The organism is Streptococcus handemini, from assembly GCF_040984445.1.
In the GTDB taxonomy this organism is placed as follows: Bacteria; Bacillota; Bacilli; order Lactobacillales; family Streptococcaceae; genus Streptococcus; species Streptococcus handemini.
Genome location: NZ_JBFRYH010000059.1, coordinates 1 through 12,467 on the forward strand (window position 1 = coordinate 1; position 12,467 = coordinate 12,467).

A 12,467-nucleotide genomic window follows, 5' to 3' on the forward strand; every position below is an offset into this window, starting at 1 on the left:
TGGATGAAATGGTCACATTCGCTCAGCCATTACCTGAATATGAGATCCTTCTCTCTATTCCTGGAATAGCGGAAACCACAGCAACAAGTATCATTGGTGAAATCGGAGATATTCGCCGTTTTCAGTCTGCCAATCAAATCAACGCTTTCATTGGAATTGACCTCAGACACTACGAATCTGGAAACGTCCTTGCCAAGGAACACATCACCAAATGCGGAAATCCTTACGCGAGAAAGATTCTATTCAAGTGCATCCACAACATCGCTGCAGCTAGTCACACTAATCCCTGTCATATCGCTGATTTCTATGAGAAACGAAAAAGACAATCGCAGGTGACTTCAACTAATCCACATACGATTGCCTCCATACATCGCCTCATCAGGACGATGTATTACCTCATAACGCATAACAAACTCTACGATTATACTTCAACCCAAAATCAGTAAAGTCGTCTATGCCCTAGTATTGTAACACCTTATCGAAAAATTTCCAACATAAGGTGTTCTTTTGACATGCCCTTTTTTAACTAAATAAGTGTCAAAAATAAGACAGCACTCTCAAAATAGCTACTGTCTTGAAAATATTTTTTCTTAAATCCTTGATAAACTTGACAAATGGTAGAAAAAGACCCCTTTTAGACGACTTTTGAAAAAGAAAGCAATTCATGCTACAATAGGAGTAATCCATAAACAGGAAAGGAATCTTATGAAAAAACGACTATTACTTGCCCTAGCTGCTAGCCTAGTGCTCACTGCTTGTGCGAATAACGCAACAACTTCAACTTCATCAACCAACACTTCAACACCTGCATCCAGCTCAGACACAACAGCATCTAGCCAATATGCCAAAGATCTAGCCTACGCCATTAACAATCCCGATGCGAGCTTCCCGCAATTATCCACTGAAATTGCAGACGATGAAGCAGCTGTCCTCATCAAGACAAGTCAAGGCGACATCAAGTTGAAACTCTTTCCAGAGCAAGCACCTCTTGCTGTCGAAAATTTCCTCACCCACGCGAAAGAAGGCTACTACAACGGCGTTATCTTCCATCGGGTTATCAACGGCTTCATGATCCAAGGTGGGGATCCAAAAGGAACAGGTACAGGGGGCGAATCCATTTGGGCTGGCAAGGATGAGAGTATTGACAAGGGCAATGGCTTTATGAACGAACGGTCTGCCTTTCTCTACAATATCCGCGGTGCACTTTCTATGGCCAATGCGGGACCAAATACCAATGGTAGCCAATTCTTTATTAACCAAAATACTAAGGACGCTTCTGGCCAGCTTGATTCCAGCAAGTACCCTGCTAAAATCAAAGAAGCCTATAAAAACGGCGGAAATCCGAGCCTCGACGGTGGCTATACTGTCTTTGGTCAAGTCATCGAGGGTATGGAGGTTGTCGATAAAATCGCAGCGACAGAAACTGACGAAAAAGACAAGCCAAAAACAGACATTAAAATTGAAGCAATTGACATTATAAAGGATATTGAAGGTGAAAAATAAAGATATCGCAACAACCATCCAAGCATAACGATAAAAAGCGGCTAAGTGTGGATTCTGATTGACAGAAAACGACACTTATTCGCTTTTCTTAAACGACTCTAAACGATGGCTGAATACTTTTTACTCAGCTTCTTTTGCTACTTAACTTAATAAAGTAATCAAAACCTCTGCCGAGCGTTTTCCTGCTTCGATGATAAATTCATCAAAGGTAATGTTGGCATCTCCTTGAGCGGTGTCACTCATGGCGCGAATGACAAGGAAAGGTAGTCTGATACTATGGGCTGCTTGGGCAATTGCCGCTCCCTCCATTTCAACTGCTAAAACAGTTGGGAAGTGAGCCTTTATGGCTGTAATCTTATCCTGACCTGCAATAAAGCTGTCTCCTGTTGCAATCAGACCAGTATGAGCAGTGATTGCTTGTTGAGCAAGAATATCCTTCATCTGCGAAAGGAGGGCTTTATCTGCTTCAAAATATAAGGGTTGAGCTGACATTTGACCATACTCATAGCCAAAGGCTGTCAGGTCCACATCGTGGTAAGCTAACTGATCTGCAAGAACCACATCCCCAATCTGAATCCCATCTGCAACGGCACCAGCTGAACCGGTATTCACAATCACATCCACCTGAAATTGCTGAGCGAGAATAGCGACAGACATAGCCGACATGACCTTTCCAACCCCTGATTGAACCAAGACTACTTCATGGTTCCCTATTCTTCCAGTATAGTAGGTCCGTCCCAATGTGATTTGTTTATCCCCACACTCGAGCGCTTCTACCAAGGTCTTCAACTCCTCAGGCATGGCTGCAATAATTCCAAATTTCATCTAAACTCCTTACCAAAAAAAGACTGCAATGAGAAAGAGAATGACCAAAAAAACAACCCAAAACAGAATTTTATTCACTTTTCCGCGAAATTCTTCGCGCTTAATGGTTTCAATCCGACGACTTTTTACAATTGAAGATTCGACTGGAATGCGGTGGGTATAGCCTTCACGGTAGCCTGTGTACTCCTCCTCCCATTCATCTTCGAATGCAAATTCATCCATCACATCCATATCCTCATCAGGGGCATAATAGCCAAAACGCTGCTGTTGATGTCTTTTCTGTTTGGCTTTCTCTAGTATTTCATCGGTCAATAAGGGCTTCCTCATTGCTCATTCCTACTTTCTCATCAATTGTAACTGCTGAACCGCCATAATAGTCTTGGCATCACAAATATCCCCACTAGCAATCAAAGCAAGCGCCTCCTCTACGCTCACATGATAGACTTCAATCACTTCGTCATCGTCCATAGGACGGGGATTTTCAACCTTAACAAGATTCTTAGCAATATAAAGGCGCAAGCGTTCGTTGCAAAAACCGATTGCAGAATAAAAATCATACAAGAGCTCTAACTCACCAGTATAGCCTGTCTCTTCTTCTAATTCTCTTAGTGCAGCAGCTTTAGGATCAGCATTTTCTCCAACTTCCAGCTTTCCTGCGGGGATTTCATAACTGGTCGCCTCAATCGCCTTGCGGTACTGTTTGACCAAGATTACCTTGTCCTCAGGTGTGACCGCTAATACGCAGACCGCTCCCTTATGAAAAATCAGTTCCCGCTTGGCTTCGCCGCCCATAGGAAGTGCTACATCATCCACAACGACATCGAAAATATGGCCTTTGAAAATCTCTGTCCGCTTAATGGTCTTTTCTTCGAATTTCATCATGATTCCTCGTTATTCTTTGGGTAATGAGGGAGGCGTTTGGCGTATTCATCCTTGTTTTCTTGACGATTACGGCCAATGGCAACTGCATCCTGAGGGACATTCTTTGTGATAGTTGACCCAGCAGCTGTCAGCGCATTGTCTCCAATTTCAAGTGGTGCAATCAAGGTAGAATTTGAACCAACAAAGACATGGTTGCCAATCTTGGTCGTGTATTTTTTCTGTCCATCATAATTGACGGTAATCGTTCCAGCCCCAAAATTGACATCTCGTCCCACCTCAGCATTCCCGATATAGGTCAAATGGCCAGCCTTGGTATTTTCACCGATTGTAGAGCCTTTTACCTCAACAAAATTGCCAATATGAACATCTTTTGCAAGGCTAGACCCTGGACGGATATGAGCATACGGTCCAACTGTCACCCCTTCTGCGATACGCGATTCCTCAATCATGGAATTGGTCACTACCACGCGCGGTCCAATCTCTGAATCTACGATATAAGTACCGTTTGTCAAAAGACTTTCTGCACCAATCGACGTTTTTCCTTTCAAGGTTACGTTAGCCTCAATCTGCACATCTGGCGCAATCGCTACGTCAATATCAATATAGGTTGCTGCTGGATTTGTAAAGCTAACACCGTTGACCATATGCTTCTTGTTAATCCGTTCTCGCATGACTTCTTCGGCTTTAGCAAGTGCCACACGGTCATTGACCCCAAGACTTTCATCAAAATCACGAAGAACATAGGCGCCGACCTTTTCACCTGCTTCACGGAAAATGCTAATCACATCTGTGATATAGTATTCCCCTTGAGCATTATTGGTATTGATATTTTTCAGCGCTTCAAACAAGCGTGCATTGTCAAAGACATAGGTTCCTGTATTGATTTCTTTGATTTGCTTTTCAAAATCAGAAGCATCTTTTTCTTCGACAATCTTCGTTACTTCACCGTGCTGATTGCGCACGATACGACCATAACCAAATGGATTATCGGTTTCGGCTGTCAAAATGGTCGCCACATTTTTATGGTTCACATGGAATTCAACCAGATGGCGCAAGCTCTCCCCAGTAATCAAAGGAGTATCGCCAGCAATAACCAGAGTCTGTCCAGTACAGTTTTGAAGTAAAGGTTCTGCCATCATCACCGCATGACCGGTTCCAAGTTGTTCTGCTTGAGTAACAAACTCTGTCTGCTCTGCCAAGACAGCTTCGACCATCTCCGCCTTGTGTCCTACTACTGTGACCATTTTCTCAGGAGCAATGGCAGATACGCTCCGAAAAACGTGTTCTACCATTGAAATCCCTGCCACCTTGTGCAAGACCTTTGGGAGGTCCGACTTCATCCGAGTACCCTTACCTGCCGCTAAAATAATTGCATAATTTGTCATCTTGTAACATCCAATCTATCACTATTCCCTTTATTATAGCACATTTTTAAGAAGCAACAAAGCTAAGCCCTCTAAATGAACTGACCAGAGCTCATGAAAAAATCTCTCCATGTAGGAAAGAGATTCACTGTTTACTTGAGCGGATAAGCGACTTCAAATTCCTCCAAAACTACTCGGGAATCAATGGAAAATACGAGACCTAGCTCTGTCAGCCATTTGCTAAACAACTCTTCATGAACTCTACGCCAATAATCGAGCGACTTGTTACTTTCTCCTTCTTTAAAGGCATGGGTAGCTGAAACCTGATGAAAAGGCTCAATCGTTACTTTCTTTGTTTCAATGATACACACCGCCTGTTCGCTGCTGTCCAATATCACACTCCGTTCCCCAACTTTTGGCAAACTTTCTCCTGAAACAAGATATTCATCATAGGCTGAGGCCGTTGCGGTTTTCTCCCCTCGTAGGACCAGATCAGCCAGTACATCTGGCTCAGCACCAAACTGCCAAGCGTCTATTTCGTCTCCAATGTGAGGATTTATAAGGCGATAAGCCGCCCACATTTCTTCTGCTGTCATCATTCTCCCTTTCTAGCAGGCTATTTCAAACTCCAACCGCCATCAATCTTGAGGATTTCCCCCTGCATGGCACTTGCTTTTCCACTTGCTAAAAAGAGGGTCACATCTGCGATTTCTTCTGGCTCCAACCAGCGCTTGATCGGCGTTTCAGCAGCAACCCAGTCCGCCAGTCCTCCCTCTTCAAAGTCACTAGCCGTCATGGCTGTCTTAACAGCGCCTGGCGCAAGTCCAAAGACCTGAATGCCCTTGTCTGCATAATCAAGCGCCAGCTGCTTGGTAAAGCCTGCAAGGGCATGCTTACTGGTCGTATAAGCTACGCCACCGCCACCAGCAAGAAAACTGGCAATCGAGCACATGTTGATAATAATTCCTGCTTGTTTTTCCAGCATCTTTGCCAGATAAAAGCGGGTAATCCGCATGGTCGCAAGTAGATTGACTGCTAATATATCCTCGATTTCTTCCTCACTAGCGTCTAACAAGGATTTGTAATCGTCCAATTTTCCAGCGGTATTGCAGAGAATGTCCACTTCTTCTAACCAGTCAAAAAGCAGTGCTAAGTTGCCCCGTAGGTCTAGTTGTAAAAAGTGAAAAGTTCCAATCAGCTGAGGATTCTCTCCCTTATCGACACCGTAGACTTTATAGCCATTTTTCAAAAACAGCTGAGCCTGAGCCCGTCCAATGCCTGAGGATACTCCTGTCACAAGGACTCTCTTAGTCATAAACTTCCACCCAGTCTGTCGCTAAGACATCACACGGTGTCGGACTCCACATAGAAAAGCCCTCGCCCTCACCTGACACATTGATTAAAAAGTAGGGTGTTACTTCAAGCGCTACACCATTTTGCTCAATTGTATCAAAGAGTTGGACATAGTTTTCAGCCCCACCCCAACCTGTACGGACATATTTCTTCTTGGCCTTTAGCCCCGGTAAAATTTCTTCAAATGTCATGTTCTGCCTCTCTTCTGTAGCAGACAGTTCTTCTGCCTACCTGTTTTTATTCCTCTATTATACCACAAGTCTTAGGCACACAAAAACACCAGCCACTGGCTGATGTTCTAAGGAGATTATGAAAAATATTTAGGATTGACTATAAGTATACCCGATTTTCCCATCTCTTGCACCCGTCTTAAGGCTGATTTAGTTGGAACGGATAATGGATTGGTAAGAGCGAGCCGTTAAGAGATAGACAAGGAGATAGAGGGTGAAGTACCCCAAACAACTCCATAGGGCAACTTGTAAGACTAGGCTACTATTAAAAATACCAATCTGAAGCAAAATCAGAGTCAGAACCTTATAGGCAAAAGCTAAATGCAGAAAGGCAATCACCAAAGGGAGAAAGAAAACTGTCGCCATCTGCTTGCGAATAGTTTGTTTGGTCTGTCCTTCGTCCAAGCCTACTTTTTGCATGATGACAAAGCGTTCTCTATCTTCATAAGCTTCTGAAATCTGCTTGTAGTAAATCACCAAGACGGTTGCCATGAGGAAAACCAAAGATAGGAAGATTCCAATAAAGAAGAGGGAACCTGTAAGAGCGAAGGTACTGGCTCGTTCGGCTGCGCGACTTCCTGATCCCATATCAAAATGAGTAAGAGAGGAAGGATGTTGATCTGGGTTCAGCGCCTGCCAATTTTCCCAGCGCTGCATCTGCTCCTCTTCTGTCAAGCTAGTATCTACTCCAATATAAGTCTTTCTATTTGTCAGTAGGGAAACATCTGCCAAATCACGCACAACTAGAATGAGGCCTGGGATTATCTCGGTAATATTACTGGGTGTTTGGTAGGTTGTAAAGTTCTTAGGCAAGCGCTTTTTAACCGTAAAGGACTGCTCTCCTATCACTAACGGCTCTTGCGTATCGAGATCAACATCCTTGCTATAAGCTGCAACCTGATTGCTTGACAAGTCCAAACTTTCACCTGTCATGCCTTTATAGGAAGATTCATCAAAGACATAAAGGACATTGATGTCAGAAAAATTGACCCCAGTCATATTTTTATCAAGGAGCTTGATGTGATTCTTCTCCATCTTTCCCATTATCCCCTCAAAGAAGGTATAGGTGACCATCTTGCTGATTGGAATGCCATTTTGCTCTAGGTTTTGTGAGGTCCATTTTTGCAGTACAGCTTCCTCATCACCAGTAGCATTCGTTATAGCTTCCCCATTTTTTTCAAATTGATAATGGTAGGTGAAATCATTTGGCTCTAGCTGCTGAATCATATCATTTCCACCAATGTAGATATTGATTCCACCGATCATTGTAATAATAAACATGGTAGACAAAATCGCAATAGTCGCTAATCCGATCGCGTTTTTCCGCATCCGAAAGACAAGATTGGAGACAGAGATAAAATTCGCTGGCTGATAGTAATAGCTTTCTCGTTTTTGCAACCATTTCAAAAAGCTGATAATTCCCGCACGAAAGAGTATATAGGTAGCAAGAATAACGAGGACAACTGCTGTGAAAAAAACAGGCAAGGCTATAATCGGACTCTCTACACTTAGAGATAGATAGTAGGCATAGGCCAAAATTCCCAATCCAAGCAAGGTTTGAAGTAACAAAAACCGTCCTTTTGCTTCTCCCCGTTTCTGACCTTTCACTAGCTGAAGGGAGGAAGATAGACTTAATTTCCCAGCATTTAGAACAGCCAAGCCGAAAAAGAGCAGGAGAAAATACAAGATGACCGTCAACACATTGCCCCATTGGAAAACAGAAACCAACACCACCTTAACATGCATGGTCTTGAGTAAGACAGCATAAATCAGCTTGTCCAAGAGGACACCCAGTCCCAGTCCAAGACCAACGGTCACAGTTGAAAAGAAAATGGTTTCAAGTAAGGTCATTAGGAGCAAATGACCTTTTTCTAAGCCAAGAATCGTATAGACCCCTAGCTCTTTCGAGCGATTTTTCATGACAAAACCATTGGCGTAAAGAAGTAGCATGGCAACCGTAAACAGGACAACATACTGACCCAATTGGAGAGTCAGCGTGACCGATTTTGCTCCGTAAACTTCTGCCAAGTGTGGATTGTGGCTAAGTGAGATAAATAGATAGACAATCGTTGCCGATAATACCGTTACTAAGGCAAAAGGATAGTACAATTTGCGGTTCTTCAACAAATTGGTGCCTGCTAATGTATAGATGACCTTCCACATCCTACTCACCTCGATTCGCCATGAGAGTCAGCGTATCTGAAATCAACTGGAACATCTCATGTGAGGTCCGATCCCCTCGAAAAATCTGATTATAGAGTTTCCCATCCTTGATAAAGAGGACACGTTTAGCCCGACTGGCTGCTGTTGTAGAATGGGTAACCATCAGAAGAGTTTGCCCCATTTCGTTGATTTGGTCAAAAATATCCAGCAAGGTTGCAGAAGACTTGGAATCAAGCGCCCCAGTTGGCTCATCTGCTAGTAGAATTTCTGGTTGCGTAATAATCGCACGTGCGACTGCGACCCGTTGCTGCTGACCACCTGAAATCTCATAGGGCATCTTATCTTTTAAGGTCGCAATGCCTAGGCTGTTCAGTACCTCAAGCTGGCGTTTATTCATCTCATTGATTGGAATACGGGACAAGACTAAGGGGAGTAGCACATTGTCTTTAACAGACAAAGTATCTAGTAGGTTAAAGTCTTGGAAGACAAAGCCCAATTTCTCCCTGCGAAAGGCAGAAGCATCCTTGTTTTTAATCGTTTGGGTATCCATTCCATTCAAGAAAACCTTACCTTGGGTCGGCTTGTCTAGCATGGCTAAAATATTGAGTAAGGTCGATTTTCCCGAACCAGATTCCCCCATAATCGCCACATATTCACCCTTTTCAACGGTAAAGTGAATGTCTTTTAAGGCTTCTACCTGATTGGCTAAAAAGCGCGTTTGGTAGATTTTCTGCACATGTTGAACGTCGAGTAATACCATATAAACCTCCTTGTGATCCTTGAATCGCAAGTTTCAGACATCGGCGGCCGATCCTGTCTTGCCGATTCAATTAGATAAATGTTCTATTCAAAATGAGTTTGTTCAACTCTTTCTAGTCTTATGATAGCCCATTTCTTCCTACTCTACCTTAGCTTTAGCTCTCATTTATCTTACATTCTTGTAAGGTTTGCTCAATCAAGGACCAATTTTTCTTCTTTGAGGCAGATTCGTACCTGTGTACCTTGTCCTATTTCCGATGTCAAGCTGAATGTCAGTCCAAGTTGCTCAGCAATTCCTTGTGCTAAATACAAGCCTAGCCCAGAGGATTGTTGTGAAATGCGACCATTATAGCCTGAAAAGCCACGAGCAAAAATCCGCTCCATATCACTTTTAGCAATGCCGATTCCCGTATCTTGGATGACCAAATCATCACCGTCTAGGTAAATCCAAATTTGTCCGCCTACCGTATACTTAATGGCATTGGAAATAAATTGCTCAAGTAGGAGGCAAAACCATTTCTTGTCCGTTGCAAGGGTCAGCTCTAACTTATCTAAGCGTAGTCCTGTCTTTTGTTGGATAAAGAAAATCGAATATTTCTTGATGACTTGCCGTACTAGAAGGTCAAGTGACTCACGCTGGACAAGCAAATCTTCATGAAAGGATTGCAAGCGCAAATAATGCAAGACCTGCCCTGTATATTGCTCAATCTTAAACAATTCCTGCTCCAAGGCCTGTCTATCAGGACCAGCTGGCAAATCTCTCGCCAGTAGTTGACTGGCTGCAATGGGGATTTTCATTTGGTGGGCCCACAAGGTATAGTAGTCTTGAAAATCACTCTGGCGCCTGCGCTCCTGATCCAGTTGTTGGTGTAACTCTTGTTCTAACTCTTGTACGCGCGCTTGTAAGACTGCTTCCGTCGCCGTTCCTCTCGTCACGGCCTCTCGTCTGCTTACCAAGGTAAACTGCTGCCACTCCCTCCCCATATCAAGGAGCAACACCCCACCAGCAATACAAAAAAGCAACTGACTGGCATAGCCAACCAGTGCGCTCTCCACATGAAAGAGTAGACTAAAACCACCAATAAGAGCAATAAAGAAGAACATGCCCAATAGAAACAAGAAACGTGTTGCCAGCCAGCGCTTGACAAAAAAGCTTACTTGTCCTTTAGTCATCGTGCTGCACCAACCCATATCCAATTCCCTTTTTAGTTACGATGACATCCTGCAAGCCCATACCTGCTAATTTGCGGCGCAAACGTCCAACATTCACCGTCAGAGTATTATCATCGACAAACAAGTCGCTATTCCATAATTCTTTCATCAGTTCTTCCCGACTGACAATGGCCTGCGGCCGCTCGAATAAAATTCGTAGGATTTGAAATTCGTTTTTGGTCAAATCTTCACTCATACCAGCATAGCTTACTTGCATACTTTTTAAATCCAACCGAATCTCTTCAAAGATCAATACCGTCTGCTCTCCCAAAAAGTCATAGCTTCTGCGTAACAGGCCTTGAATTTTCGCCAGAAGAACCGTCATATCAAAAGGCTTGATAACATAATCATCGCCGCCTAGATTGATGGCCATCACAATATCCATCGGTTGATCGCGTGAAGATAGAAAAAGAATCGGTACACGTGAGATTTTTCGAATTTCTTGACACCAATAATAGCCGTTAAAAAAAGGCAGACCAATGTCCATTAAAATTAAATGCGGCTGGAATGCCTCAACTTGCTCTAAAATCAGCTGAAAATCCTCGCTTTCAGCCACTTCATAATTCCAATTCCGAAGATGTTTGGCCACCAGCTGACGAATCACCACATCATCTTCCACAATCAAAATCTTCTGCTTCATTTCCCCACTTCCTTTCTATTCTATTATCCATTATACGCTATTTTCCTAGTAAAAAAACGAAAACCGATCATTTCTTTCTAACATTTTTGTCACCTAGTCAGTTCCGTCACTCATTTTCTGTACACAGATACAAATTTTTTTACCGAATGATGGGATTGACTACTCTTATTCAGGTCAGAAAGAACAGTTTATGCAGTAGTTGCGACTGTCCGCTTGTTACGATATAATAGTTTAAACAGATTACAGGAGTATTCTATGCCAAATCTACTGAATTACATTGAAGAAGTAGCCAATCACGATTTTTACGATTTACCCCTCAATCGACTCGATATTCTGGCCCTAACAGAGATTTCCTACCTCCCCTTTGACGGATTGGTCTCATCAGATTTTACAATCCAGCAATTGAATCGACTAGATCATGTCATCGCACAATTTGAAGAGAGAAATCACGGTGATACCCCTAATCTCTCCGTCACCATTACCCCTGATCGGGTCAAGTTGCTTCACTTATTAAAAAATGCCAAACGCTTCAAAGCCATTAAACCCCTTGCCTATATTGATGACTACAATAAGGAAGAGGAAAAACAGTTTGCTGCCATTACCTACAAGGTTGGTCAAGACAAACTCGTCACAATTTTCAGAGGAACAGATGACACCATTATCGGCTGGAAAGAGGATTTTCACATGACCTACATGGCAGAAATCCCCGCCCAACAATCTGCGACCCAGTACCTCAATTCCATCCTGCAACTTCCTAATTACACGGTCTACGTGGCTGGCCATTCTAAGGGTGGCAATCTGGCGATTTATGCCAGCAGCCAGATGGCGATAGCAGACCAAAAGCGGATTGCCCAGATTATCGCCTATGATTCACCTGGTGTCCATCCCTCTATCATCGCATCGAGTGGCTACCAAGCCATCAAAGACCGCATTCAGCCTATTATCCCGCAAAATTCCATTGTCGGCATGCTCCTTGAAACACCTGACAATGCAGAAATTGTCGAAAGCAAGGCATTTGGCCTACTCCAGCATATCAGCTTTTCTTGGGAAGTAGAAGGACATGATTTTAAACTCGCTCCTGCCCTGACAGAAAATAGCATTCAGGTTGACGAAACCTTAAAAACATGGACCGCTAGTCTCAATGACGAAGAACTCAAGCGCTTCTTTGATCTCCTCTTTGGCATGTTCATCGATGCAGGCATTGAGCGACTCAACGATTTTACCATTGACACACCGAAAAAAATCAGCCTCCTAATGGAGCAACAACAAAACTTGACTGACGCAGAAAAAGACATGCTAGACAAGCTCTTCCGTCTCTTAATTGATACCCGTTATCAGGTCTGGAAGGAGGCCCTAACAACGCCCTATGCAAAATTAGAAGAATGGTTTAAAAAGAAAACTGACAAGGACTGATATACTCCCCATATAGTAGACAGTGAAAAAACCAAAATTCACTAGACACTATAAGGGGAGTTTTCACATGTCCAAAAGAAGTCCAAAATCAGTAGAAGAAAAGTTAGAAATTGTTTGCTTATT

The 12,467-nt window shown here is 43.2% G+C and carries 14 protein-coding genes; 3 read left to right on the forward strand and 11 right to left on the reverse strand.

The window, feature by feature from the left end:
* Positions 1-446 (forward strand): transposase (locus ABPH35_RS08645; protein ID WP_368849738.1); only part of this gene is annotated, 446 nt, incomplete at its 5' end.
* A 259-nt stretch (positions 447-705) separates the two neighbouring features.
* The gene (locus ABPH35_RS08650; protein WP_349989344.1) at positions 706-1,503 is read left to right on the forward strand and encodes a peptidylprolyl isomerase; all 798 of its coding nucleotides are present in this window, start codon (positions 706-708) and stop codon (positions 1,501-1,503) included.
* A 141-nt stretch (positions 1,504-1,644) separates the two neighbouring features.
* On the opposite strand, the gene ABPH35_RS08655 is transcribed toward ABPH35_RS08650, so the two are convergent.
* The 11 genes from ABPH35_RS08655 to ABPH35_RS08705 all read right to left on the reverse strand — a co-directional run bounded on the left by ABPH35_RS08655 (position 1,645) and on the right by ABPH35_RS08705 (position 10,931).
* Entirely contained in the window at positions 1,645-2,328 is a 684-nt protein-coding gene (locus ABPH35_RS08655; protein WP_349989343.1) for a 5'-methylthioadenosine/adenosylhomocysteine nucleosidase, read from the reverse strand.
* A gap of 9 nt (positions 2,329-2,337) precedes the next feature.
* Positions 2,338-2,655 (reverse strand): cell wall synthase accessory phosphoprotein MacP, encoded by a 318-nt coding sequence (gene macP / locus ABPH35_RS08660; protein ID WP_349989342.1) that lies wholly within the window; start codon positions 2,653-2,655, stop codon positions 2,338-2,340.
* A 9-nt stretch (positions 2,656-2,664) separates the two neighbouring features.
* Positions 2,665-3,207, reverse strand: coding sequence for an NUDIX hydrolase (locus ABPH35_RS08665; protein WP_349989346.1), 543 nt, complete (start codon positions 3,205-3,207; stop codon positions 2,665-2,667).
* Complete coding sequence (glmU, locus tag ABPH35_RS08670) at positions 3,207-4,595, reverse strand: bifunctional UDP-N-acetylglucosamine diphosphorylase/glucosamine-1-phosphate N-acetyltransferase GlmU (protein ID WP_349989341.1); 1,389 nt, start codon at positions 4,593-4,595, stop codon at positions 3,207-3,209. The genes ABPH35_RS08665 and glmU overlap by 1 nt, the downstream gene beginning before the upstream one ends.
* A gap of 131 nt (positions 4,596-4,726) precedes the next feature.
* Positions 4,727-5,170 carry an ASCH domain-containing protein gene (locus tag ABPH35_RS08675; protein ID WP_349989345.1) on the reverse strand — a complete coding sequence of 148 codons (444 nt, stop codon included), beginning with the start codon at positions 5,168-5,170 and terminating at the stop codon, positions 4,727-4,729.
* Between the two features lie 20 nt (positions 5,171-5,190).
* Positions 5,191-5,889 (reverse strand): 3-oxoacyl-ACP reductase, encoded by a 699-nt coding sequence (locus ABPH35_RS08680; RefSeq protein ID WP_349989340.1) that lies wholly within the window; start codon positions 5,887-5,889, stop codon positions 5,191-5,193.
* On the reverse strand, positions 5,882-6,118 hold the full coding sequence (locus tag ABPH35_RS08685; RefSeq protein ID WP_033684947.1) for a DUF2829 domain-containing protein: 237 nt from the start codon (positions 6,116-6,118) through the stop codon (positions 5,882-5,884). The genes ABPH35_RS08680 and ABPH35_RS08685 overlap by 8 nt, the downstream gene beginning before the upstream one ends.
* A 189-nt stretch (positions 6,119-6,307) precedes the next feature.
* Complete coding sequence (locus tag ABPH35_RS08690; RefSeq protein WP_368849739.1) at positions 6,308-8,320, reverse strand: FtsX-like permease family protein; 2,013 nt, start codon at positions 8,318-8,320, stop codon at positions 6,308-6,310.
* A 1-nt stretch (position 8,321) separates the two neighbouring features.
* Entirely contained in the window at positions 8,322-9,080 is a 759-nt protein-coding gene (locus tag ABPH35_RS08695) for an ATP-binding cassette domain-containing protein (protein WP_368849740.1), read from the reverse strand.
* A 191-nt stretch (positions 9,081-9,271) separates the two neighbouring features.
* Positions 9,272-10,252 carry an ATP-binding protein gene (locus tag ABPH35_RS08700; RefSeq protein WP_368849741.1) on the reverse strand — a complete coding sequence of 327 codons (981 nt, stop codon included), beginning with the start codon at positions 10,250-10,252 and terminating at the stop codon, positions 9,272-9,274.
* A complete protein-coding gene (locus tag ABPH35_RS08705; protein WP_368849742.1) occupies positions 10,245-10,931 on the reverse strand; it encodes a response regulator in 687 nt (228 codons plus the stop codon). The genes ABPH35_RS08700 and ABPH35_RS08705 overlap by 8 nt, the downstream gene beginning before the upstream one ends.
* Positions 10,932-11,186: 255 nt before the next feature.
* On the opposite strand from ABPH35_RS08705, the gene ABPH35_RS08710 reads away from it, so the two are divergent.
* Positions 11,187-12,344 (forward strand): DUF2974 domain-containing protein, encoded by a 1,158-nt coding sequence (locus ABPH35_RS08710; RefSeq protein ID WP_349989335.1) that lies wholly within the window; start codon positions 11,187-11,189, stop codon positions 12,342-12,344.
* The last annotated feature ends 123 nt before the right edge of the window (positions 12,345-12,467 follow it).